This is a genomic window from Nocardia sp. NBC_00565 (assembly GCF_036345915.1).
GTDB lineage: Bacteria > Actinomycetota > Actinomycetes > Mycobacteriales > Mycobacteriaceae > Nocardia.
Map to the genome: position 1 here is coordinate 134,348 of NZ_CP107785.1, position 23,542 is coordinate 157,889.

General features: G+C 67.1%; 20 protein-coding genes. 10 read left to right on the top strand and 10 right to left on the bottom strand.

The window, feature by feature from the left end:
• Nucleotides 1-12 precede the first annotated feature (12 nt).
• Entirely contained in the window at nt 13-1,128 is a 1,116-nt protein-coding gene (gene proB, locus OG874_RS00970) for a glutamate 5-kinase (RefSeq protein WP_330257683.1), read from the top strand.
• 363 nt (nt 1,129-1,491) lie between these two features.
• On the opposite strand, the gene OG874_RS00975 is transcribed toward proB, so the two are convergent.
• From OG874_RS00975 to OG874_RS00985, 3 genes are all read right to left on the bottom strand, one after another.
• A complete protein-coding gene (locus OG874_RS00975) occupies nt 1,492-2,718 on the bottom strand; it encodes a hypothetical protein (protein ID WP_330253219.1) in 1,227 nt (408 codons plus the stop codon).
• Between the two features lie 146 nt (nt 2,719-2,864).
• Nucleotides 2,865-3,239 (bottom strand): hypothetical protein, encoded by a 375-nt coding sequence (locus tag OG874_RS00980; RefSeq protein WP_330253220.1) that lies wholly within the window; start codon nt 3,237-3,239, stop codon nt 2,865-2,867.
• An 84-nt stretch (nt 3,240-3,323) separates the two neighbouring features.
• A complete protein-coding gene (locus OG874_RS00985; protein ID WP_330253221.1) occupies nt 3,324-4,037 on the bottom strand; it encodes an ESX secretion-associated protein EspG in 714 nt (237 codons plus the stop codon).
• Between the two features lie 219 nt (nt 4,038-4,256).
• Here OG874_RS00985 and OG874_RS00990 point away from each other — a divergent pair, with 219 nt between their 5' ends.
• The 9 genes from OG874_RS00990 to OG874_RS01030 all read left to right on the top strand — a co-directional run bounded on the left by OG874_RS00990 (nt 4,257) and on the right by OG874_RS01030 (nt 16,144).
• Nucleotides 4,257-7,022 carry a phosphoenolpyruvate synthase gene (locus OG874_RS00990; protein WP_330253222.1) on the top strand — a complete coding sequence of 922 codons (2,766 nt, stop codon included), beginning with the start codon at nt 4,257-4,259 and terminating at the stop codon, nt 7,020-7,022.
• Nucleotides 7,012-10,491: an AMP-binding protein gene (locus OG874_RS00995; RefSeq protein ID WP_330253223.1), complete on the top strand. Its 3,480-nt coding sequence runs from the start codon at nt 7,012-7,014 to the stop codon at nt 10,489-10,491. Before OG874_RS00990 ends, OG874_RS00995 begins: the two co-directional genes overlap by 11 nt.
• Entirely contained in the window at nt 10,488-10,820 is a 333-nt protein-coding gene (locus OG874_RS01000) for an acyl carrier protein (RefSeq protein ID WP_330253224.1), read from the top strand. Before OG874_RS00995 ends, OG874_RS01000 begins: the two co-directional genes overlap by 4 nt.
• Nucleotides 10,817-11,908, top strand: coding sequence for an SDR family oxidoreductase (locus OG874_RS01005; RefSeq protein WP_330253225.1), 1,092 nt, complete (start codon nt 10,817-10,819; stop codon nt 11,906-11,908). The genes OG874_RS01000 and OG874_RS01005 overlap by 4 nt, the downstream gene beginning before the upstream one ends.
• A complete protein-coding gene (locus OG874_RS01010; RefSeq protein ID WP_330253226.1) occupies nt 11,905-12,834 on the top strand; it encodes a nucleoside-diphosphate kinase in 930 nt (309 codons plus the stop codon). The genes OG874_RS01005 and OG874_RS01010 overlap by 4 nt, the downstream gene beginning before the upstream one ends.
• Nucleotides 12,831-13,820 carry a ScbA/BarX family gamma-butyrolactone biosynthesis protein gene (locus OG874_RS01015; protein ID WP_330253227.1) on the top strand — a complete coding sequence of 330 codons (990 nt, stop codon included), beginning with the start codon at nt 12,831-12,833 and terminating at the stop codon, nt 13,818-13,820. Before OG874_RS01010 ends, OG874_RS01015 begins: the two co-directional genes overlap by 4 nt.
• Nucleotides 13,820-14,452 (top strand): nitroreductase family protein, encoded by a 633-nt coding sequence (locus tag OG874_RS01020; protein WP_330253228.1) that lies wholly within the window; start codon nt 13,820-13,822, stop codon nt 14,450-14,452. The genes OG874_RS01015 and OG874_RS01020 overlap by 1 nt, the downstream gene beginning before the upstream one ends.
• A 31-nt stretch (nt 14,453-14,483) precedes the next feature.
• A complete protein-coding gene (locus tag OG874_RS01025; RefSeq protein ID WP_330253229.1) occupies nt 14,484-15,422 on the top strand; it encodes a hypothetical protein in 939 nt (312 codons plus the stop codon).
• Nucleotides 15,423-15,976: 554 nt separating this feature from the next.
• Entirely contained in the window at nt 15,977-16,144 is a 168-nt protein-coding gene (locus OG874_RS01030; RefSeq protein ID WP_330253230.1) for a hypothetical protein, read from the top strand.
• 10 nt (nt 16,145-16,154) lie between these two features.
• On the opposite strand, the gene OG874_RS01035 is transcribed toward OG874_RS01030, so the two are convergent.
• The 7 genes from OG874_RS01035 to ligD all read right to left on the bottom strand — a co-directional run bounded on the left by OG874_RS01035 (nt 16,155) and on the right by ligD (nt 23,467).
• The gene (locus OG874_RS01035; protein ID WP_330253231.1) at nt 16,155-16,919 is read right to left on the bottom strand and encodes a MerR family transcriptional regulator; all 765 of its coding nucleotides are present in this window, start codon (nt 16,917-16,919) and stop codon (nt 16,155-16,157) included.
• Nucleotides 16,920-17,054: 135 nt separating this feature from the next.
• The gene (locus OG874_RS01040) at nt 17,055-18,557 is read right to left on the bottom strand and encodes a flavin-containing monooxygenase (protein ID WP_330253232.1); all 1,503 of its coding nucleotides are present in this window, start codon (nt 18,555-18,557) and stop codon (nt 17,055-17,057) included.
• Between the two features lie 11 nt (nt 18,558-18,568).
• Nucleotides 18,569-19,495, bottom strand: coding sequence for a ferritin-like domain-containing protein (locus OG874_RS01045; protein WP_330253233.1), 927 nt, complete (start codon nt 19,493-19,495; stop codon nt 18,569-18,571).
• Between the two features lies 1 nt (nt 19,496).
• Nucleotides 19,497-20,402, bottom strand: a complete 906-nt coding sequence (locus OG874_RS01050) for an SDR family NAD(P)-dependent oxidoreductase (protein WP_330253234.1) — start codon at nt 20,400-20,402, stop codon at nt 19,497-19,499.
• 1 nt (nt 20,403) lies between these two features.
• Nucleotides 20,404-21,393: an alpha/beta hydrolase gene (locus tag OG874_RS01055; RefSeq protein WP_330253235.1), complete on the bottom strand. Its 990-nt coding sequence runs from the start codon at nt 21,391-21,393 to the stop codon at nt 20,404-20,406.
• A 90-nt stretch (nt 21,394-21,483) separates the two neighbouring features.
• Entirely contained in the window at nt 21,484-22,440 is a 957-nt protein-coding gene (locus OG874_RS01060; protein ID WP_330253236.1) for a D-isomer specific 2-hydroxyacid dehydrogenase family protein, read from the bottom strand.
• A 70-nt stretch (nt 22,441-22,510) separates the two neighbouring features.
• The gene (gene ligD, locus OG874_RS01065) at nt 22,511-23,467 is read right to left on the bottom strand and encodes a non-homologous end-joining DNA ligase (protein WP_330253237.1); all 957 of its coding nucleotides are present in this window, start codon (nt 23,465-23,467) and stop codon (nt 22,511-22,513) included.
• Nucleotides 23,468-23,542: the final 75 nt, after the last annotated feature.

Genomic DNA, 23,542 nt, shown 5'->3' on the forward strand with positions numbered 1-23,542 from the left:
ATCGCGGAGGCGATGTCGCAGTCCGGGCTGAGTGAGGCCAGGACGGCGATCGCCTCGGCGCGCAGTGTGGTGGTGAAAATCGGGTCGTCGGCGTTGACCAGTCTGAAGGGTGGGCTGGATACCGCGCGGCTGGACCGGCTGGCGGATGCAGTGGAAGCGCGGATGCGCGCCGGATCCGATGTGGTCGTGGTGTCCTCCGGTGCGATCGGCGCTGGGATCGCGCCGCTCGGATTGACCACTCGGCCAAGGGATTTGGCTACGAAACAGGCGGCGGCCAGTGTCGGCCAGTTGGCGCTCGCGCATGCGTGGGGTACCTCGTTCGCGCGCTACGGGCGCACGGTCGGGCAGGTGCTGTTGAGCGCCGACGACTTCTCCCGTCGCGAACACCACCGCAATGCCCAGCGCACGCTGGATCGGTTGCGCTCGCTCGGCGCGGTCGCCGTGGTGAACGAAAACGATACTGTCGCAACGGAAGAGATCCGGTTCGGCGATAATGATCGACTCGCCGCGCTGGTCGCGCACCTGGTCGGTGCGGACGCGCTGGTGTTGCTCTCCGATGTCGAAGGCCTCTACGACGGCGATCCGCGCAAGGGTGCGGCCAAGTTCATTCCCGAGGTTCGCAGCAGTGCCGACCTCGACGGTGTCATCGCGGGCAGCGGCGGCGCGCTCGGCACCGGCGGTATGGCCTCGAAACTCTCCGCGGCCCGCTTGGCCGCCGATGCGGGCGTTCCCGTACTGCTCGCCGCCGCCACCGAGGCGGAGATCGCGCTCGGCGCGGGCACCGTCGGCACTGCCTTCGCCGCGCGCCCGGTGCGTCTGTCCGCCCGCAAGTTCTGGGTCCGGCACGCCGCCGACAGTCGCGGCGCGATCCTCATCGACGAGGGTGCCGTCCAAGCCGTGGCCCACCGCCGCCGTTCCCTGCTGGCCGCCGGCATCACCGGCGTGCGCGGCCGCTTCCACGGCGGCGACGTCGTCGACCTGATCGCTCCCGACAATCGCATCGTCGCCCGCGGCGTAGTCGAATACGACAGCACCGAACTCTCCGGCATGCTCGGCCGCTCCACCACCGAACTCCCGGACACCATGCAGCGCCCGGTAATCCACGCAGACGACCTCGTCAAGGTCTGAACGCGCCCGTCGCACGCCCGGATCAATACGTCGTGGCGTGGTCCGCAGCGGCACCCGGTCCTACGGCCATCGGCTGACGCGTACCCTCCTCGAAATCAGCACCCTAATGGGGTTGGCGGGCCTGCGGTTCCGGCAGACTTGTCCGGTAGGGGCCGGTGGATGAGCACTCTCGCACCCTGCACTTCGACTGCTGGACAGAGATCGTGCCTTCACCGGATTGCCGGGGGGAATCGCTGATGGGATGTCGTGCCGGGCCCTTGGTAGGGGCGAAGGATGACAAGGGGTGCGGCTGCGTCCCGCATTCGGGGTTCGGCCGGAAGCTGTCGACGTTGGGCGCTGCGATCCGTTGTCGGGCAGGGGGTTTCAGCGGGTTCCTTCTGGGGTTGGGATGACGCCGGGTTGGTTGCCGGTCGGTGGGGGTTGGGATTGGCCGGTTTCGTCCGGGATGGGGCCGGTGATGCCGGGTTGGCCGCCTGGGTCGGGGAGGGGTGGGCCGGGAGCTGGGGGCGGTGGAACGGGTGCTTGTGGCTCCGGTGTGGGCGGGGGTGCCTGTTGGGTCGGGGGTGCGGGCGCGGGGGGAGGAGGTTGGGTTTCCTGCGTTGGGGGTGGTGCCTGCTGTGGTGGCGGTGCGGGTGTGGGGGACTGCGGCTCTGGTGTGGGTGCCTGCTGGGTCGGCGGTGCTGGGGCAGGTGTCTGCTGTTGGTCCGGGACCGGCTGCGGCGCTGGAGTTGGTTGTGGTGCTTGGGATTCGGGTGTCGGGGTCGGTTGTGGTGCTTGGGATTCCGGAGTCGGAGTTGGTTGTGGTGGTTGGGGCTCGGGTGTCGGGGTCGGTTGTGGTGCTTGGGATTCGGGTGTCGGGGTCGGTTGTGGTGCTTGGGATTCGGGTGTCGGGGTCGGTTGTGGTGCTTGGGATTCGGGTGTCGGAGTTGGTTGTGGTGCTTGGGGCTCCGGTATCGGAGTTGGTTGTGGTGCTTGGGATTCCGGGGTGGAAGGTGATGGTGTACCGGGCTGGGTGGGTTGCTGATCCTGTTGCAGGGCTTCGGGTGCCGGGTATTCGGGCTGCCGTGAGCGCGGCTGGGGGGCTGACGGGGCGGGTGCGCCGGGCAGGGGTGGGGGTGTGGGGAGGGCGGGGACGGCGGTGCCTGCCATTTGGTAGGCGGGCTTGTAGATCATGTTCATGGCCAGGACGGCTTCTTGGCGCAGTGCCTCTTCCGCCATCTGCGCGTTGATCACGTTGGCTGCCTCGAGGAGGGCGGCAATGGTGCCGATCGGGCCCGAATTGCCCGGTGGCACAACGGCTATCTTGACGGCTTCGGCGGCCGCGGCAACCGCGCCGAGGCGTGCACCGACCTGGCCCATGATCGCGGCGAGTTCGTCGACGGAGTCGGCGTAGCTGCGGGCGCTGGCGTATGCGGCGTCGGCCGCGGCGCCCTCCCAGGCCATGGAGTTCATCGCTCGGTCCGACCCGGCCCGGGTCAGCGGGAACGAACTGGCCAGTGTGCCTGCGACTTCCAGCCAGGTGACCGACGCGTTGAGGATCTGTGCGGCGTCGATCTGCTGGGTTTTGGCGTAGATCTCTGCGTGCTTCATCGACTCGAAATGCTCCATCGAGCTGATGTAGTCGGGATCATGCCCACCCGTCGCCCGACCACCACCCCCCACGGAATCGCTACGCGATGCTGCACCACCCGTCGCCCGACCACCACCCCCCACGGAATCGGCACCCAATGCTGGGCTCATCGCGGCACCCGCGATTCGATCGCCCGCAGCGCCGCGGCGTTCGCGGCGTCGGCTTCCTCGAACAGCCCGCCGCTGATCAGGAACGCCTCCTTCATCCGATAGGCGGCCTCGATGTAGTGGTCCAGCAACGTGGCGGCATCGCGCGCCTTGTGCGCGAACCCGGCCTGTAACTGCTGTGCGGAGATGAATCCGCCGAATCCATTCAGGTCGGCCGCGGACCCGAGCCGCTGGCGTAGATAGAGGAGCCGGTCGGCCTGATGGTCGTACATTTCCGCACACCGCCGCGCCGCGGCCGGATCGAACTTGACGGTGCCTGCCTGCGCCTCCTGTTTGAAGCGGGCAATATCGGCTCGGCTGGTCTCGATCGTCATGCACACCCCCGGGGATCGGTCGGTCCGCCCTCAGACTAACGGTTGGCCATGGGTCCGGTTGACATAGTTCCGTTCGAACAAGGGTCATCCTGCCTGGGCGGGAATGCGTTTCTGCAGCTGCGTGGCGAGTTGCTCGGCCGAGGCGGGCACGATGTGCACGGTGTCGCCGGCTTTGATCAGATAGCGCCCGTCACCTTTGACATCGATCCACGTGTAGTGGACCGGCGGCTGTGGTGTCGGCTGGTTCAGCCGACTCTCGATCCGGATATGCCCCTCGGCGGTATGCGGCTTGAGTAGCAGCCGCCGGATCGATGGCACCGAACGCTGCGACGAGACAACGACCTCGTCGTCGCGGATCGCATCGGCGGCCGCCGCGCGGGCCGGTTCATGACCGGCGGGGACGGCGGGCAGCAACGACGCGATCCGCGCGCCGAGCTTGGCGCTCAGCCCGATCGAAAGACGCACGCGCCCACCGATATCCGGTCCTGGTCCGGGTTCCTGGATGGCGAGTACGGCGCGGTCGTAGATCGCGCAGGCCAGCAGTCGGATCTCGGTGCCGGGACCATGCCCACCGCCGATCGCCACGATCCTGGTCTGCGGTGTGGCCATGATCCGCAAGCACGCGGATAGGTCCGGGTCGCTGCGCGGTGGTAGTCGCTCGTTCAACTGGGCGCGCAGTTTGTCGGCCTCGGTCTCGGTCCGCGGCGTCTCGAGGATGCGCAGCGGATACGGGTGGCGATCGAGTTCGGTCTCGCGCCAGATATGGGCGAACTCGTCCGGGGTGAAGGTCCAACTCACGCCGAAATCACTCCTCACGACCCGCGGACGTCGTGTTGCAGCTTAGCGGTGCCTCGAGGCGTGCGAACCAAAGTCTTTTGGAAGCAGTCCCCAAGGATTGCGGGCTAACGTCAGAGTGGAAAGTCGGATATATCCAGACAGCCCCTTCGGTTTGCTCTGCCTTGTTGTGCCGGAGCGCCTGCTCCGGTGCGGTGAACGGGGGGTGATGGGAGAGATGGCGTGGAGGTTATCGGACCGTGGACCGACTCAGCGACGTTTGCCGCGCTGGCCGGGGGTAAAGCACGCGGGTTGTACACCTTGCACAACGGCGGCTTCCGCGTCCCTGACTGGACGGTGCTCGGCACCGACGTGTTCAACCAGTTCCTTATCGAGACCGCCGTTGGTGGCGATCTCGCCGACATTGTGTCGGATGTCACATCAGCGGATGAATTGGGTCGAGCGCTGGCCGCCGCCGCGGCACTGCGCTCCGCGATCGGCGCGGCTGCGCTGCCGCCGACGATCGTCGAGCTGATCGCCGACGCCTACGCCCGGCTCGGTGCGGGCGCGATCGCGGTCCGATCGTCGGCGGTCGTCGAGGACGGTCCGGGGCATTCGTACGCGGGCCAGTTCGACTCCTTCCTCAACGTCAACGGCGTCGATGCGGTGGCGACCCGGGTGCGTGACTGCTGGGCATCGGCCTTCTCGGAACGATCCATCCGCTACGCCTTCGCCCACGGTCAGCCGCGGGCCGGCGCCATTGCCGTTGTCCTGCAACGTCTTGTCGCGGCTGACGCCAGCGGGGTGATGTTCACCGCGAACCCGATCACCGGCGCTACTGACGAATTGGTCGTCAGTGCGGTGTACGGACTCGGCGAGGGACTGGTGTCGGGCGCGGTGGACGCCGACTCGGTGGTGGTCGACAAGTCCTCCGGCGCGGTGCTGGAAACGACTGTGGGAGACAAGGATCGGTCCTATGCGCCCGCGGGGGAGCAAGGCTGTGCGGTTCTCGAAGTCGAGCAGCAGCGACGCGGGGCAACGGTGCTCTCGGATGCCGAGCTGGCCGAATTGGTGGAGTGGGGACGCAAGCTGGAGGCCGATGTCGGTGTGCCGCAGGACATCGAATGGGCCATCGATGCCGACGGCCTCTGGTTCCTGCAGTCGCGGCCGATCACCACAGCGGTCGCCGGCACCGCGGCGCGCGGCGCGGTGCTCCGTGGTGCGGGTGAGATCGTCGCCGACGATGAGCGGCGAATCTGGGACAACTCCAACATCATCGAGAGTTTCAGCGGCCTCACCTCCCCGCTGACCTATACGACGGCGGCCGACATCTACGGTCGGGTGTACCACGGCTACGCGAAGTCGCTGCGGGTGCCCGCCGAGCAACTGCGCCAGACCGAGCGCTGGACTCCGGTGCTGCTCGGCTACTTTCACGGCCGGGTCTACTACAACCTGCTGCACTGGTACCGGATGGTGGGGATCGCGCCCGGGTATCCGTTGAACCGGAAGGTGCTCGAGGCCGCGCTCGGCGTCGACGAGCCGCTGCCCGATGAGATCGCGAAGACCTTGCGGCCGTTCACTTTCCGCACACCGCTGGCTCGTCTGCGTTCGCGCGTGAGCACCACGGCCACCTATGTGCGGCGGCTGTTCGGCATCGATGACATGGTCGAGCGCTTCATGACCGACTTCTACCGTGTCTACGACGAATACGACGCGCTCGACTACTCGGCATTGACCGGCGAACAGGCCGATGCGGCCTATCGCAAGGTCGACCGGGATCTGGTCGAACGCTGGGGTCCGCTGATGGTCCTGGACGCCATCCTGCTGACCTGCACCGGTCTGATGTACCTGCTGACGAAGCTGCTGCTGCCGAAGGCGCCGGAGTGGTTCCTTTACGCCGTGGTCGGGCCCGGCGCGGATGTCGAATCCGCGGAACCGGCGCGCGCCATGACCGAGCTGGCACAGTTCGTTCGCACTGATCCCGAGCTGGTGTCGTTGATCAATTCGACCGCACCGGAACATATTTACGATGCGCTGCACGACCGCACCGAATTCCTGGGTCGGGTCAAGGATTACATCGACCGCTACGGCTATCGCAGTCTGGACGAGCTGAAGCTGGAGACGCCGGACCTGCGCGAGGATCCCGCGAGCCTGTTCATCATGTTGCGCAGTGCGATCGGACGCGTCGGCGAGCAGGCCCAGCACAGTCGCAGCCAGGAGGCCGACGACTACCTCGACGCGCACCTGCGCGGGTTCCGGCGGCGGATCTATGAACGGTTGCGCGGCAAGGTGAATCGGTGCGCCGCACATCGGGAGCGGCTGCGGTTCTGTCGCACCAGGGCTTTCGGCATGGTCAAGCGCATGATCCGGGTGATGGGCCGAGATCTGGTCGCGCGCGGCGTGATCGATGAATTCGATGACGTGTTCGCGCTGACCGTCCAGGAGTTGCGCGGCTGCTACGAGGATGCCGACAGCAGTGCCGTTTCGAGCGACCTGCAAGCAGTCGCTAGCGGCGGTCTGCGCGAATTGGTCGCCGCACGGAAAGCCCAGCGCGCCAGGGACGCCGAGTTGGTTGCCCCGGCACGCTTCGTCACCACCGGCTCCGCCTTCGGTCGCGCCGAGCTCGCGCGTCAGGGCTGGGTGCCGGTTACCGACACCCCGGCCGCGACGGTCGGCACCGTACTGCCCGGTACGCCGTCGGCATCCGGGATCGTCGAGGGCAATGCCGTCGTCGTCGACGAGCCGCGCGACGTGGCGGGCGGCATCCTGGTGGCATACCGCACCGATCCCGGCTGGGTGGCCGCGCTGCCCTCGGCGTCGGCGCTGGTGATCGAGCGCGGCAGCCCCCTCACCCATGTCGCGATCGTGGCGCGGGAGTTGGGAGTTCCGACGGTGGTGCAAGTCAGAGACCTGACCAAGAAGATACGGACCGGTATGCGAATTCGGGTCGATGGTACGAATGGAACCGTTACTGTGCTGTCCGGAGGGGAGCAGCGCCATGAAACCTGACAAAGACGTTGCCGCAGTTCGCGATTGGCTGGCCGACCCGGCGCGGGACGCCGGCATCCACCTGGCCGATGAGGCCGACGGCTGGGAGTACCGCAGCTATCACGATCTCGCCGAGATGACCTGGTCGATCGCGGCGCGCATGCGCGAACACGGTATGGGCAGCGGCGACGGTGCGTGCGTGATCATGCCGACCGGATTCCCCTGTGCCGCCGCATTTTACGCGGTCTGGGCGTGCGGCGGAGTCTGCACTCCGGTCGCGCCGCCGATGTTCGGCGACCTGGACCAGATCATCGCCCATATCGCGGCCATCCTGGGGCAGGCGCGGCCGCGACTGGTGGTGACCTCGACCGAGTTCGAACAGTTGGTGCGCCAGGCCGCAGCGGCGGCGGGCCGGACCGATGAACCACTGGTGCTCGATGCCGCGATGCTCGGGCCCGCGCCGCAGGACCGCGAATTCGGGACGCCCGACGAATGCGCGCTGCTGCAGTTCACCTCCGGCTCCACCGGGACGCCGCGCGGGGTGCGGGTCAGCTGGCACAACCTGGCCAACAACATCGCGATGATCTCCACGCTGGTCGACTGGCGAACCGGCGAGGCGATGGTTTCGTGGCTGCCGCTCTATCACGATATGGGCCTGGTCGGTGCGTTCCTCACCACCGTGACCAATCAGGGCGATTTATATCTCATGCGCCCGGACCAGTTCGTGCGCGATCCCGCGCGCTGGCTGCGCGCGATGACACACGCGCAGCACTCGCCCTCGCCGTCATTCGCGCTCGGCTATGTGGCGCACCGGGTCGCGCCCGCGGAGATCGCGGACCTGGACCTGTCCGGCTGGCGCACGCTGGCCGTCGGTTCCGAACCGGTCGAGGTGGCCGATCTGCAGTCGTTTGCGAATCTCGCAGGTAGGCAGGGCTTTTCGACCAACGCGTATACCCTCGCCTACGGGTTGGCCGAGGCGACGCTGATGGTGAGCTCCTCCGCGCGCAATCGACCCGTCACCGCGCTGCGGCTGGACAATCCGAATCTGCGCTTCGGCCAACCGATTACGATCCTGGCCGAGGAATCGATCGACGACACCCACCGCGTCGAGGGTTCGGGGTGGATCACCGGACTCGGGTATTCGACGCCCGAATCGACGGTGCGGGTGGTGGACGAGCAAGGCCGGGAACTTCCGGACGGCACCCTCGGCGAGATGGTGGTGGTCGGTGATTCGGTCGCACTCGGCTACTCCGGGGAGCCCACCGCCGGTTCGTCCACGCGGATCGTCGAGCGGGTGCTGTTCAGCGGTGATGCGGGATTCCTGCACAACGGTGAGGTTTTCGTGCTCGGCCGGATGGGGTCGAGTCTGAAGGTCCGTGGTCGATCGGTGTTCATGGAGGACATCGAATCCCGGGTGGCCCAGGAAACCGGCATCACCAAGGGCAAACTAGCCGCCGTCGCGATCACCGCGGCCGGTGCGCAGGGGATCGCATTGTTCGCGGAATCCGCTCCGGGTGCGTGGATCACGGAGGCGCGCAAGATCATTCGTGGAGAACTCGGGCCGGCGCAGACGGCGACCATCGTGACCGGGCCGCGCGGCATTATCCGCCGCACATCCAGTGGCAAACCGCGACGTCGGCACATGTGGCAGCTGTTCGTGGACGGTGAGTTGGCGGGGGCGGTCGCTCATGAGGCCGAGGGCGCCGCTGAAACCGGCCGCGATGCAACGGCCCACGCACCGGCACTGAGCGCCGACGACGCGGTGCCCGAGCCCGCCCTCCCCGCGGAACGGGTGCGGCAGTTGCTCGATCGCGCGCTGGAAAGTGTTGTGGTGTCGCGAGATTCGACCGTGCTCTTCGAAGGTTCGCTGGCGGAGGGTTTCGGTAACGCCGGGTCCGATGTCGACTTCCTGGTCGTCGCACCCGGTGATGAGGACCTGCCCACCTTGCCGACGGTGTTGTTCATCGATGGTCGTCGGGTGGAGGTGCGGACTCGGTCCGAGGCCCAGTTGCGCAATCAGTTGGAGCGGGTCGCGGCCGGTACCGTGACGGATCTGGACGAGGATCTGCTCAATCGGTGTCAACGGTTCCTGCGGGCGACAGTGGTCCGGGCCGGTGTGCCGGATATCGTGGAATTGCGTGCGCTACTGCCGCATTCGAACTTCACGGCGCTGATGGCGGATTGGTGGACCCGGCGCGCGACACAGGCGCTGCGCTACGCGGTCGCGCTGCGGGCACTGCATGTGCGGGCCGAGGCCGGCGAGTGGGCCCGCGATGGACTGCTGCAGGCGATGAAGGCCTGGGCGGCCGGGCGCGGCGAAAGCTACCTGGAGACCAAATGGCTGCCGCACCAACTCGACCGGATCGGTCACGATGAGCTGATCGATCGCTATCTTGATATCAGCGATCCCGCCGTCTGGGCGTCCGATGAGTCTTACGGCGCGCTCGGGGATGCGCAGGCGCGCAAGCTCGCTGAACAGGCGATGTGGGAACAGGTGTGGGAGTTGGCCGCGGCGCTCGGTGTGCACGCTGTCGCGGACGATCCGCACGAGATCCTGTTCGCGCGCAGACCAGGCGTCACGACCTGGACGATCGGTGGTCGGGTGCATGTGATCCGCGACGACCGGGACGTGTTCGCCTTATCGGACCGTGCCGCCCGTGCCTGGCGTTCGGTGGTGTTCCGGCATTCCCTGCGCGACGTACTCGCCCGCGCCGGGCACGACATCACCGCGGACCTGATGGAGTTCCTCCGGCTCGGCCTGGTCGGATTGCATTGGCGCGGTGGCGAACTCATCGAACCCGCGCTGGCCATGTGCAAGCCGGTCAAGCCGTATACGCCGGTCCCGAGCGCGGCCGCCCCGGCGCTCGGCCTGACCGGTGCGGCGCGCGACGAGGTGATCGCGACGTTGTCACCCTTGCCGGCAACCAGATTCACCGAATGCGGGCTGAATGTGGTGTGGTCCAACATCGTCCTGGAGAATGCCAGGGAGGATCTCGCGGGTGCGGTCAAGAACTCCCAGGGCGCGGTCGCCGATATCGCCGCGCACCGGCTGATCGCGATGGTGGTGCGCGTGCTGTTGTCCGCGTTCGGTATTCACCCACTGCCCGCCGATGTCGCCCCCGCGGCGACGATGCGGCGGTTGTTGCCGCCGCAGGCGCCGCGGCGTGACGATCTGCTGGTGCAGCTGGAATCGGCACGGCGGGTGCGCTTCTCGGAGATCATCGGCGCGGATGGCGATACCCTCGCGGGTCTGGCGGTCCTCGATGATTTCGTTACCCTGGTCCGCTGGGTCGCCGCGGGTTCCGAGACGACAATGGGGTTCCCGGCCTCCTTCGATTCGCGTGAGCAATGGCGTCGCACCCTGGCGATCGGCTACGACTGGCTTCGCGTCGCCGGATATCTGAATACCGACCTGCCCCTCGACGAGGCTCGCGACCTGCTGGCCTCTGGTGGCCAACAACCTCATCTGCGGGAAGGAGAGCCAACATGATGGCAGCATCGCGCAGCGATTCGATGGGGGGTGGTGGCCAGGTGACGGGCGGGCTCGTCGAAAACATCACGACCGCTGCGAAGGTGCGTCGACTTGTCCTCGCCATGGCTCCCGAACCACCGGCCGAACTCGCCGACGACCACCGGCTCGTGGAGGACCTCGGCTTCGATTCGCTACGCCTGATGGAGCTCACGGTTGTCCTCGAGCGGGCTTTCGCCCTTCCGCGTTATCGGCCGGAGCAATTGGTGGGTGTGCGCCGGGTCGACGCGGTGATCGCCCTCGTCTCCGGCACCTTGGCGGGCGACGCTACCGGCGAGGGACGACTATGAGTCCGGGCGACACCGTGCTGGTGACCGGCGCGGCCGGCTTGGTCGGCGCCGAGGTCGTCGCGCGGCTGGCGGCCGCGAGTCGACCGGTTGCCGCTGTGCTGCACAGCAATTCGACCATCGTGTGCAACGACGGGACCGTCCTGGAAGCGGGGACCGCCGTCGCGGGCGATGTCCGTGTGCCCGGATTCGGCCTCGCCGAGCGCGATGTCGAGGATCTGTCCGAGCGCGTCGGCGCGATCGTGCACTGCGCCGCGACAACGGCTTTCGACGCCGCGGCCGCGGATTACGAGGAACTCAACGTGCGCGGCACCGCGAACGCCATCGCACTTGCCAGTCAATGGGATGTGCCGCTGGTGCATGTCAGCACCGCGTACGTTTGCGGTATGCGCGGCGGCACCGTCACCGAGGATGAGCTCGACGCGGGTCAGACGTTCGGAAACGGCTACGAGGAGAGCAAGTTTCGCGCCGAGCAGCTGGTGCGGGCGGCGGGGGCACGGGGGATGCCGTGGGTGATCGTGCGCCCCGGCATTGTGACCGGGGCCAGTGATACGGGGGCGATACGCGAATACAAGAATCTCTACACCGTGCTGAAGCTCATGGTCGAGGGCAAGCTGCGGTCGCTGCCCGGCCGCTACGACGCGACGCTGTCGCTGTCGCCGGTCGACCATGTCGCCGACGTGATCGCCGCGGCGGTACTGGATTTCGACTCCGCGCACAGCCGCACGCTGCACGCACTCGGCCGTGACACGCTCTCCTTGCGCGAGGTCTCCGATGTGCTCGCGGAGTATCCGTCGTTCGAGGTCGCCACCTTCGTGCCGGAGACGACTTTCGCCGAGGACGACCTGGAGCCGATCGAGCGGGAGTACTACCGCCGCATCGGATCGCTGTACACCAGCTACTTCCGGCGGCGGCTGGTCTTCGACACCACGCGCGCCGATGTCCTGCTCGGTAAGCTGTCGCCGCCGAGCGGCAAGGAGTATCTGCGGCTGCTGCTGGACTACTGCCTGGAATCGGGCTATCTGGGGATGCCACTGCCGTCCATCGAGGATGTGCTGGCGAGCAACGATTTCGACGGAGCCGCGCAATGAGTGCGATAACGCCAGAGCCATTGCGGCAGTTGCTGAACGCGCTGACGCCATCGCCGGAGAAGGTCGACGCCTACGTCGCCGATACCTACGTGCAGGAGTCGGTGGACCAACTCGACCGGCTCGGTGTCGATGCGGCGAAATTTGCCGGGCAGCACTCACTGCTGCTGCTCAAGCCGGACGCCATCGTGGCCCGGGCGGTCGAGCCGACACTGAAGTGGCTCGCCGACAACGATTTTCGTGTCGTCGGCGCATGCCGCATTCCGGTGGATCGGCATCTGGCGCGCGCGCTGTGGTATTTCGCCTGGAATATCGCCTCACCCGAACGCCGACGCCTGGCCGATCTGCTGGTCGGCATCTCGGATGTGCTGGTGCTCGTCGTGCACGGCCCCGACGGGGACTTGCCCGTTCCGGTCCGGCTCACCGAGGCGAAGGGCGCCACCGATCCGCGCAAACGGCGACCGGGTGAGTTGCGTTATCTGCTCGGCCGCCACAACTACCTGCTCAATCTCGTGCATTCGCCCGACGATCCCGCCGATGTCCTGCGGGAACTCGCGATCTATCTGGACGAGTGGAGTCGGGCGACGGTGATCGCGCAGGCCTGCACGGGCGAGGACCGCTCGGCAGCCGCGGCCGCGATCGCGCGAGACCTGTACGCGCACACACCGGCGCGCAGCTTCGATCGGGCCGACGCGCTCGACCGGGTGCTCGCCGACCTGGAGCGGGGCGGCCGAACCGCCCCACCCGGCTTCGATCGGGAGTCGGACGCGGACTGCGCACAGCTGCTGTACCTGGCCTGGGCCGACGGCCGGGAGCTGGATCCGTGGTCGGCGATCGTGCTCGGGTCCTACGTACTTCCCATGCGGACCGGCACCGCGCCGCAGGCGTTGCGGCCGGTGTCCGCTGAAGAATGGTTGGAGGGTCGATGATGACCACAGACGCGGCTGCCGTGACAACGGCAAGCCATACCCGCACGATCTCCCGGGAACTCGCACATCGATGCGCCGTCTCGGAGGTATTCGTCACCTCGCTGGATACCGTGGCCGAACACGCCTTTATCGCCGGGGCCCAGCTACCCAGGATGCACGCGTACTACGGTGACCACGCCGGATCGCTTGCGGTGCGCCATGATCCGCTGGTGCTGATGGAGGCGGCGCGGCAGGCGGCGATCGCGTTGACGCACAAGTTCTATGGGGTGCCGCCCGATATGGCATTTGTGGTGCGCACCTTCAACGGCACCGGCTCCGACACCGCGGCTTGGGAAGTCCGCACCGCGCCAGCGGATCTGGTGATGAATGTGCGAGTTCCGCAGCGGCACCACCGTGGTGGCGTGCTGCAGGGCGTCGATATGGTGCTCGAGATCGAATCCGGCGGCGAGCCGATGATGACAGTCGACGGCTCCTTCTCCTGGGTGACCGCACGGCAGTGGTCGGCGCTGCGCGCCGGTTTCCGGGAAAGCCTGGGGCTCGGCGCGTTTCGCGGCGCCTCGGCACTCACCGAACGCGCCGCACCGGATGCGGTCGGGCGGGAGAACTGGCGCAATGTGGTGATCGGCCCGCCGATGCGCGCCGGTGCGATCGCGCGGGCGCGGCTTGTCCCCGACCTCGGCCACCCCTTCCTGTTCGATCACCAACTCGACCATGTGCCCGGCAGCCTGCTCATCGAGGCCTGCCGCCAGACCGCGCTGTCTATGGTTGTCCGTGATCTGCCCGAACTCGAATGTGTGGCAAGCACTTTCGACCAATTCGTGGAACTCGACCTACCCGCCGAATGCACCTCGGAGATCACCGATCAAGGCGCGGGCAGCATCGTGATCCACTGCGAGATCCATCAGGCCGATGCCGTGGCCGCCCGGATCGATCTCGAATTCGACGAGGACGCACTGGTTTCCGAGTCCGATCCGGAAGGAACCTGATGGGTGCGGAATTCCCGGGCCGGGAGCTGCTGACCACCACCCGTGCCTTCCGCCGTCGCCTCGACCTGACCCGACCGGTCGCGCGCCAGGATCTGCTGGACTGCCTCGACATCGCGGTGCACGCCCCGAGCGGGACCAACCGCCAGCCGTGGCGCTTCCTCGTGGTCGAGGATCCCGCGCGCAAACAGCAGATCGCCGAGTACTACCGAAAGGGTTTCGCCGCTTACCTTTCCGCCCGCACACCTCGGCCCGACCAACTCGGCGACCTCGCGTCCGGTCAGCACCTCGCCGCCCACCTGCACGACGTTCCCGCGCTGGTCGTCGTCTGCTCCCTCGGCCGTCCACCCGCGAACGCGTCGCCGCTGCTGCTGGCCAGCTTCTACGGCTCCATCTACCCGGCCGTCTGGAACTTCATGCTCGCCCTGCACGAACGCGGGCTCGGCTCGACCATGACCACCGCCCACCTCGCTTATGAACGCGAGATCGCCGAACTGCTCGGGATTCCGTTCGACCAGGTCACCCAGGTCGCCATGCTGCCGGTCGCACATCTGCTCCCCGGCACGCGAGGGCCGGGTCCGCGCCGGATTCCGGCCGCGGAGGTAACCATGTGGGACCGCTGGAGTGACGCATGACATGGGCCGTGGGGCTGAGCGGGGCCCGGATATGAGCGATGTCGCGGGCGCATCGTCGCCGAACCTCGTCGACTCCGTCATTCGCATCGGCCGCTTCACCGCGGTGATGTACAAACCGCACTACGTTCTGTACGGAGTGCTGTGGGTGCTGGCCCTGGAGGGCACCGCAGCCCTGGTGTCGCAACCGGATTCACCTTGGCACCCGACCGGGTCCACGGTTCTGCGCATCGTCGTGGTCGCGTTCGTCCTGCTGTATCTGCGCATGGTCGACGAACAGAAGGACCTCGACTACGACCGAATCCACAATCCGGACCGCCCCCTGGTCACCGGCGCGATCACCGCCACCGAACTGCGCGCCGCGATGGCGGTCATCGCCATCGGAGCGGTGATCGTCAGCCTCAGCCTCTCGGTCGTGTCCGCACTCATGATCGCCGCCGTCCTCGCCTACGGCCTGGCCCTCTGGGGCCTCGAGCGTCTATCGGTCACCATCCGAACCGACATCCTGGTGAATCTCGCCGTCACCTACCCGGTACAACTGCTGGTCACGGCCTACATCGTCCTGTCTGCCGCCGACACCGGTGAAGTCCGCGCCACCTGGAGGTCGGCCGCCGTCGCCCTGATCTTCGCGGGCGCCTTCCTCCAGTTCGAGTTCGCCCGCAAGACCTCGCGGGCGTCCCGCCCCACCGAACACCTGTACTCGAACACCCTCGGCCCACTCGGCAGCGCCGCCGTCGCGCTTTTTTGCGCCGCCGTCGCCGCACTCACCGACGTCGCTCTCGTCCAACCGTGGACGTACTCGGTCGGCGAGTCGGTCGTCGCCTGGATTCCCCTGGTGCTCTTGCTACTCCCTATCTGGGGCGCGGTGACGTTCCTGCGCGGCGACCGGCAGGAGTATCCGGTCCTCCCGGCGGTCCTGTTCATCCTGACCCTGTACGTCACGCTGATCGCGCAATCGCTGACGCTGACCTAGCCGTATCGGATGTTCAGCCGCCCGGCCAGGAACGGCAGCGGCGGACCGCGGCGAGGTATCCCGCGACCTACTCCATCCACTACGACGGCGCCGGTCAGGAGTATCGGATCGCTCTCGGCGCCTGATCAAGCGAGATCTTTGTCTCATCCGCGCCACCGCGCGAGTAGTGTCGAGTCGGAGTGGCGCGTGTCGACCGAGCTGATCGGACGGGCAGTCGAACCTGCCGATCTGCTCCACTGGTCGACGCTGCGGTGAACGGAGACCTGCAGCTGGTCGTCTGCTCAGGCGAAGTGGGCATCGGCAAGACTCGTTTGGTGTCCGAGTTGGCCGAGCGTGCGCAGGCGCGGGGTCTGCGCACGCTATGGACTCGGGCTCTCGATAAGTAACGGTTGTGTTGCCATGGGCGCACAGTGCATTGAGTGATCCGCGAAATGGGCACTCTCGAACATACGTCCCGTGAGCGAACGCAGTGAGTGAACCATGCGGCAGCGCGCATCGCGTATGCCGTAGCCGAGCGCCGGCGAGGCGTAGGCATGAGCGGAATGAGGTGCCACATGAACAACGTGGTGTGCGGCGACTGCTGGCGTCGCGAAAACTTGACGTTCGCACAGCGACTCGATCCGGCATTCATCCGGCCCGGATTCGCCTACCTGTGCGCCGAGCACCGCGCCTGTCGGGCCGAACTGCTCGGCCGGACCGAATTCGGGCAAACGGCGGCGTGATACGCGATCGCTATGACGGTTCCGCGCCGGTGCGTTTGCGCTCGCGTTCGGCGGCGGTGGCGAGGTAATCACCCAGCTCCTGCCGCAGCGTGACATCGAGTGACCGGGCCAGGGTGGAGTGCACCGAGGCGACGGCCAGTTCCCGCATCTTGTTGAGCATCGTTGTGGTGTCGGCGATTTCGCCGCTGGTCTCGGGCAGCCAGCCGGGTCCGTGTTCGTCGACGATGTGCTGTTTGGCGGCCGTGATCATGATGTGGGTGATGTCATCGATGCGGTCGGCGACCTTGGCGTAGATCTCGATCAGCGTGCGCAGTTCCAGGCCGTACTCGTGCAATTCGGCGAATGAGGTGAGCAGCGCGGTGTCGGTGAACGCGACGGTATCGCCGTCGATTCGCACCAGTTTCATCTCGGCCAGCCGGTCGACGAGTTCGTCGGTGTCGGTGCCGAGGATGGTGCCGATGAGTTCGCGGGGGACCTCGAAGGTTTCGTCCTTGGCCCACGTGGCCGTCACCGCGTGCTGCAGGCCGAGCACCTCGGTGAGGTCCTTGCCGGTCTCCCAGCTGGTGATGAAATCGGCGATATGGGCGGTGGTGAATCCGCGCTGCAGCAGTGCGTCGATCAGGCGCAGCCGCTCCAGGTGCGACTCGTCATAGATGCTCGCCCGCCCGTCCTTGCCGACCGGGGGCGGCAGGAGCCCGCGTTCCTGGTAGGCGCGCACATTCCGGGACGTGGTGCCCGCGGCGCGGGCGAGATCATCGATCCGGTACTCCGGCACCGATATCACCTCCCATGGCGACTAGGCAGGCCGCACCGGCGGCCGGGACGCGGTCTTCGAACCGACAGAGTCTAGCGTCCCGGCCGCCGCCGGCGATTGCTTGCAGGTCGCTCGAAACAATCAGCTGGCCATCACCTAGGAAACCGCCGCGATCCGCGGCTTCGTGGTGCTCGCACCGGCGGGCACGACGGTGTAGTCGCCGAGGTCCAGCGTCCGCAGTTGACCCACGTACTGCGTGGCGAAGCCCGGATACATGGTCGCGTTGAACCCGTCCTCGGTGAGGTACCAACTGCGGCAGCCGGAGTTCCAGGTGGTGCTGCCCAGCCGCCGCTGGATCGCCGCGTTGTACCGGTCCTGGCGGTCCCGGCGCACGTCGAGCATGCGCAGATTCCGGTCCAGGATGGTGCCGATCGCGCCGACCAGATAGTCGATCTGGGCTTCCATGTACACCAGCGCCGAATTGTGTCCCGGCCCCGAATTCGGTCCGAAGGTGAAGAACAGATTCGGGTACCCGGAGACCGCGATGCTCTTGTACGCGTAGGCGCCGCGCTGCCATTCCTCGGCCAGCACCCGCCCGTTCCGGCCGACGATCGGGATGGGCGTGCCGGTCTTGGAGACATCGAATCCGGTGGCGAAGACGATGCAATCGGCTTGGTGCTCAACACCTTCCGCGGTGCGGATGCCGTGTTCGGCGATGCGGGCGATCGGCCAGGTGATCAGCTTGCAATTGTCCCGCTGCAATGCCGGGTAGTAGTCGTCGGTCATCAGCAGCCGCTTGCATCCGGCGCGGAAATCCGGGGTGAGCTGGCGGCGCAACCACGGGTCCTTAACCTGCCTGCGCAGCTGTGCGCGTCCGACCAGTTCGACCACCCTGGTCAGCGGGGTATTCCAGACGACACCGAGCGCCACCGATTCGTGCCCGTAGAACCACGCTCGGCGCGAGAGGGATTCGGCCGCGGGCACCCGGCGGTAGAGCTCCTTGGTCAGCGGGTTGGTGCGCCGATTGACTCGGGGCAGCACCCATCCCGGTGTCCGCTGGAACACCTTGACCGCGGCGGCCCGCTCGACCAGTTCCGGAATGATCTGCACCGCACTGGCCCCGGTGCCGATCACGGCGACCCGTTTACCGGTGAAGTCGTAGTCGTGATCCCAACGGGCACTGTGGATCTTGTATCCCCGGTAATCCTCGATGCCGGGGATGTTCGGCAGACTCGCATTGGCCAGCGGTCCGGACGCCAGCACCACGGCGCGGGCTCGAACGGCATCCGCGCGACCCTCGATGGTGATGTTCCAGACCCCGGCGGTCTCGTCGAACGCGATGCCGGTGACATTGCTGCTGAAGCGAAAGTGCTCATGCAGCCCGAACTGCGCGGCCATCGACTCGATATAGCCGAGGATCTCGCCGCTCCCGGAATAGGTATGCGACCAATTCGGGTTCGGCGCGAAACTGTAGGAGTACAGCCGCGACGGAATATCGCACGCCGCACCGGGATAGGTGTTGTCGCGCCAGGTGCCGCCGATCGCGGTGCCGCGTTCGAAGATGGCGAAATCGCCGATCCCCCTTTGTTTCAAGCGAATCGCCGCGCCGATGCCGGCGAACCCGCCGCCGATGACGGCGACGTCGAGCGTGTCGGTCATGGTTTCCCTCGTCATGCCGCGGGCCGGTAGGTGATTTCCTTGGACCAGGTCGGGTCCTTGCGCAGCAATACCTTCGGCACCCGCGCGGTGACCTTCACCAGCGTGTCGGCCAGCAGGTGGTAGGGGTGGCCGCGATTGATCACCCAGCCGCCGTGCATCTTGACGATCTGATACATCGGCAGCCGTCGTGCGAATTCGCTGCGCTCACCGACATTCGCGTAGCGCTTGAGCGCGGCGTACAGCTTCTCCTCGTCGACGCCCATCGCGACGATATTGTCGCGCATCTTGTTCAGCAGCGGCACATAGCTCAGCACGCCGATGATCAACGATGGCTTGGCCCAGCCGCCGACCAGATCGACGAGCAGCTTGCGCATCTGCGCGTGCCCGAGCAGATCCATTACCGCGAAATCCACGGCCAGATGCCGGGATTCGTCGGCATTGATCTTCTTGAAGGCCTCCTGGCAGATCGGATCCTCGATCTCATCCATGATGAACTTGATCAGCGCACCGTCCAGCGTGACCTCGAGCATCGGAATCACCGTGCCGAGGAACGACATCGACATATCGTCGGCGTATTGGTCCAGGAAGTCGATGACCAGTTTGACGTTCACATTCGGCTGCGGGATCTCATCGCCGTCGAGCATGCCCCAGCGTCGCATCAGCGCGAGTTCGGCATTGGCGTGCTTCTGCTCCTCGGCGTGGAAGTAGCGATAGATCTCGCGCAGCGTCTCGGTGGGCGCCTTCTTCGCCATGGCCGCGAAGCCACGCGCGCCGACGTTCTCGATCCACATCAGATCGGCCATGAACGGCTTGAGTTTGGCGTGCAGTTCGGGCGAGATCGTCTCCGCGCCGGGGGCGTCCCAGTCGATATCGGCCAGCGCCCACTGGCGATCCTTGATCTTGCGGAGCATATCGTCGAAGTCCATAACGTTGGCCATGTCAGACTCCCGTCTTGTCGGAGACCGAGGACCGGTCTGTGGTGGTCGAGTTCTCCTGTGGCAGTAGCCGATCCAGGAGCCCGAGGGCATAGGTGTACTGGGCGGGGAAGTAGCGCTTGAGCCGCCAGATGACGTGCGCGTCCAGCTGCGGCAGCACGTAGAGCTGGCCGCGGTCGTGGGCGTCGAGGGTGGTGCGCGCGACGCGGTCGGGGGAGAAGCCGGTCAGGCGCATGAGGGTGTCGGCCAGCCGGGCCGACTGCTGGGTGATGCGGCCGTCGCGGGCCACATTGGTCTTGACGAAGGTCGGGCACAGCACGGTGACCGCGACTCCGGTGCCGCTCAGTTCGGCGGCCATGGTCTCCGACAGCGACAGCACCGCCGCCTTGGACGCGTTGTAGACCGCCATCGACGGTGCGGCGGCGAAGCCGGCCGCCGAGGCGACATTGATGATCCCGCCCCGGCGCGCGGTCCGCAGTTGCGGTGCGAAGATCTCACAGCCGTGTACGACACCCCAGAGGTTGATGCCGAGTGCCCACTCCCAGTCGTCGAAACCGATCTCGCCGACATGTTTTCCGCCGATGCCGACGCCGGCGTTGTTGACCACCAGCGTCACCGGGCGCTCGAAGAGCGATTCAGCAAAGCGCGCAAGGACTTCCACGTCCTCGCGCCGGGACACATCGCAGCGGAAGGCATGCGCGGCGCCGGGGTGGTCGCGTTCGATCAGGGCGACGGTCTCGTCGGCGCGGGATTCATCGATATCGGCGCAGATCACCTGCCCACCGCGGGCGGCGATTTCGAGCGCGAAGGCCCGGCCGATGCCGCTGCCCGCGCCGGTCACCACCGCGCGGGCGCCGTGCGTGCGGCGCGGCCGGATCCCCACCGGGATGAGCCTTTCCAGTCCGAACATGTCAGCTCACCTTCTCCGAGACGGTGTTGCGGGAAATCACTGCGGCGCAAAGAAAATCGGCGGCCCGATCCAGTGCCGGGTCGGCCTCCGGCACCAGCAGGGGCAGTGCTTGGAAGACGTGGACCTGGCCCGGCCAGACCTCGAGTGCGCAGTCACCACCCGCACCGAGGACCATCTCGTGCAGGTGTCGAGCGTCGGCACTGAGCATTTCGGCGCCGCCCACCTGGATCAGGATCGGCGGCAAGGCCATACCCGGTGTGACGCGCAGTCGCAGGCGCGGCGCGTCGGCGGGCAGGCCGCGCGTGTAGGCGTGTGGGAGTCGGCCGGCCGCGCGGGCGGAGATGACCGGATCCCGGTGCCGCCGTTCCTGTTCGGTGGCCAGCCCGAGGGTGAGATCGAGCAGTGGGGAGAACATGGCGACGGCGGCGGGCTGCGGCCGGGCATGGTGTTCGTTCTCGATCAGCAGATCCAGAGCGAGGTGCCCGCCCGCCGAATCGCAGGCGATGACCAGGTCCTGCGCGGCGAAACCGCGGTCGAGCAGCCAGCGGTATCCGGCCTCGACGTCATCGGCGGCGGCCGGAAACCGATGCTCCGGCGCGAGCCGGTAGTCGGTGAGGAAGACCGGCAGTCCGGTCTTCTGCGACAGCCGCGCGGCCAGTCCGCGGTGCGTGCGGGCCGAGCACAGCACATAGCCGCTGCCGTGGATGTAGTAGATGGCGCGCTGACCGAAATCCACACCGGGTGCGCGGACCCATTCGCCCCGGACCGCGCCGGACCTGACCTGGGTGACGGCCGTGCCGCGCGGTGGTGGCCCCGCCGTGGCCATGATCGTCGCGATCAGCTTGCGTGCGAACCAGACTCCCGGTGCGTTCATGGGTACCGCGTTGTTGAGCGGCCGCAGCCCGATCTCACATGCCGTGGCAGCGAGCCGGGACCGTGCCGAGGGCACCGTCGAAACGCCGGGGACCGAGGTCCTCGTTGACCTTGTCATGAGCTAAGCGTCAGGTATGAATGTGCCAGTTGTCAATGGCACATTCAGAACAGGCTGGCTACGAGGGGGGCGTGACCAGTGATCGACGGGTCAGTAACCGCGTTCGGTGTCGATGGGTGCCAGCAGGTCGCGGCCGCCGACGAAGCGGAGCACATTCTCGCCGACATGATCGGCGAAGGCGGCCAGCCGCAGCTGTGGGGGATTCGAATCATGCGGTGTGACAATGGCATTCGGCAGCACCCAGAACGGGTGACCGTCCGGCAGCGGTTCCGGATCGGTGACATCGAGGCCGGCGCCGCCGATCGCGCCCACGGCCAGTGCGGCGACCAGGGCGTCGGTGTCGATGAGACTGCCGCGCGCCACATTGATCACCCAGGACGACGGCTTCAGCCGAGCCAGCTCGTCTGCTCCGACCAGGTGTTTCGTCGCGGGCGTCGCGGGGGCGGCGATCACCACGTGATCGGTGCGCGGCCAGACGCGGGCGAGATGGTCCGCCGAGATCGTCTCGATGGTGTCCGGAATGCCGGGTCCGGTCACCGCGCGGCCGGACCGGTTGACCGCGATGATGTGCGCGCCCAGCGGGACGAGCATGGGAATCAGTGCCCGCCCGATGCCGCCCGCGCCGACGATGGTCACGGTCTTGCCGCGCAATGTGCCGACGTGCGGGAAGAAATCCTGCTGTCGCCAACTGCCCGCCCGCAGATGTTCGGGCAGGTAGCGCACCCCGGCGAGCAGCAGCATCAGCGCGTGCTCGGCCACGCTGGCGGCGAAAGCGCCCGCGGCGGAGGTGAATCGAATATTCGGATGCCTGGCGAAGATCCCCGCGGTGAACCAGTCCTCGATACCGGCCGCGGGCAGCTGCACCCATTCGACGGATTCGGGCAGTTCCTCGGGGAACTCGCCGGGACCACCGACCCAGATCAACGCTCTGGCCTGATCCAGATCGGCGACGGTCGCGCCGCCTTCGACGACGGCCTTGTACAGCAGCGTCGGCGCGGGCGTGGACGGGCCGATCGCGACCGGAACCGGAACCTCGGCGGGGCTCATGAACGACCTCCTGACGCAGGCAACACCACTCGCGAACCGTAGCACCGGCGGGTGCGGCGGCCGTTGACTGCTAGTCCTCGTCGAGGTCGACCTCGAGTTTGTCGCGCTCGGCCCATTCGAGCAGTTGGTCGATGCGGAACACCGCCTCGTCGATGCCCGCGTGCAGATCGCCGAATTCGGCGAAGCGGGCGGGGACGGTCTTCATGGTGAAGTCGCGCGGGTCGGCATCCGGGATCTCGTCCCGGTGGATGGGCGTGGACACCGTCGCCTCCGGCACACCGCGCACCGAGTAGGCGGCAGCGATGGTGTGATCGCGGGCGTTCTGGTTGTAGTCGACGAACAGCAGCTTCGGATCGCGGTCCTTGCGCCACCAGGTGGTGGTCACATCGTCGGGCGCACGCCGCTCGACCTCGTGTGCGAAGGCGAGTGCGGCGCGGCGCACCTCGGTGAAACCCCATTCCGGCGCGATGCGCACATAGATGTGCAGGCCCTTGCCGCCGGAAGTCTTCGGCCAGCCCACCGCGCCCAACTCGTCGAGCACCTCGTGCGCCACGCCCGCCACCCGCTGCACCCGCGACCACGGGCAGTCCGGCATCGGATCCAGATCGATCCGCCATTCGTCCGGTCGCTCGGTGTCCGCGCGGCGCGAGTTCCACGGATGGAACTCGACCGTCGACATCTGCACCGCCCAGATGATATCGGCCAACTCGTCGACACAGAGTTCATCGGCGTGCCTGCCGTAGCGCGGGAAAAAGACCCGCACCGTGGGAATCCAGTCCGGCGCACCGGCGGGCAGCCGCTTCTGATGCACCTTGTCACCCGCCAGGCCCTTCGGGAACCGGTGCAGCATGCACGGCCGATCCCGCAGCGCGCGGACGATGCCGTCGCCGACGCTCAGGTAGTACTGCACCAGATCGAGCTTGGTCGCGCCGGACTCCGGGAAGTAGATCCGGTCCGGGTTGGAGATGCGGACGGTGCGGTCGCCGACATCGAGTTCGATGGCGGACGACGCGGACTTGCTGGCCACCTGTCCGACGATAACGGCTGCGCGGGCCCGCCGCCCGCATCCCGAGTGATGTGCAGTTCAAACTGTGCAGCCAAA

What these genes read in the sequence shown, in the direction of transcription:
- OG874_RS01005 (WP_330253225.1), top strand. Translation starts at nt 10,817, where the DNA reads ATGAGTCCGGGCGACACCGTGCTGGTGACCGGCGCGGCCGGCTTGGTC.
- OG874_RS00995 (WP_330253223.1), top strand. Translation starts at nt 7,012, where the DNA reads ATGAAACCTGACAAAGACGTTGCCGCAGTTCGCGATTGGCTGGCCGAC.
- OG874_RS01030 (WP_330253230.1), top strand. Translation starts at nt 15,977, where the DNA reads ATGAACAACGTGGTGTGCGGCGACTGCTGGCGTCGCGAAAACTTGACG.
- OG874_RS01025 (WP_330253229.1), top strand. Translation starts at nt 14,484, where the DNA reads ATGAGCGATGTCGCGGGCGCATCGTCGCCGAACCTCGTCGACTCCGTC.
- OG874_RS01020 (WP_330253228.1), top strand. Translation starts at nt 13,820, where the DNA reads ATGGGTGCGGAATTCCCGGGCCGGGAGCTGCTGACCACCACCCGTGCC.
- OG874_RS01040 (WP_330253232.1), bottom strand. Translation starts at nt 18,557, where the DNA reads ATGACCGACACGCTCGACGTCGCCGTCATCGGCGGCGGGTTCGCCGGC.
- OG874_RS01045 (WP_330253233.1), bottom strand. Translation starts at nt 19,495, where the DNA reads ATGGCCAACGTTATGGACTTCGACGATATGCTCCGCAAGATCAAGGAT.
- OG874_RS01055 (WP_330253235.1), bottom strand. Translation starts at nt 21,393, where the DNA reads ATGACAAGGTCAACGAGGACCTCGGTCCCCGGCGTTTCGACGGTGCCC.
- OG874_RS01015 (WP_330253227.1), top strand. Translation starts at nt 12,831, where the DNA reads ATGATGACCACAGACGCGGCTGCCGTGACAACGGCAAGCCATACCCGC.
- OG874_RS01000 (WP_330253224.1), top strand. Translation starts at nt 10,488, where the DNA reads ATGATGGCAGCATCGCGCAGCGATTCGATGGGGGGTGGTGGCCAGGTG.
- OG874_RS01060 (WP_330253236.1), bottom strand. Translation starts at nt 22,440, where the DNA reads ATGAGCCCCGCCGAGGTTCCGGTTCCGGTCGCGATCGGCCCGTCCACG.
- OG874_RS00980 (WP_330253220.1), bottom strand. Translation starts at nt 3,239, where the DNA reads ATGACGATCGAGACCAGCCGAGCCGATATTGCCCGCTTCAAACAGGAG.
- OG874_RS01010 (WP_330253226.1), top strand. Translation starts at nt 11,905, where the DNA reads ATGAGTGCGATAACGCCAGAGCCATTGCGGCAGTTGCTGAACGCGCTG.
- proB (WP_330257683.1), top strand. Translation starts at nt 13, where the DNA reads ATGTCGCAGTCCGGGCTGAGTGAGGCCAGGACGGCGATCGCCTCGGCG.
- OG874_RS00975 (WP_330253219.1), bottom strand. Translation starts at nt 2,718, where the DNA reads ATGAAGCACGCAGAGATCTACGCCAAAACCCAGCAGATCGACGCCGCA.
- OG874_RS01050 (WP_330253234.1), bottom strand. Translation starts at nt 20,402, where the DNA reads ATGTTCGGACTGGAAAGGCTCATCCCGGTGGGGATCCGGCCGCGCCGC.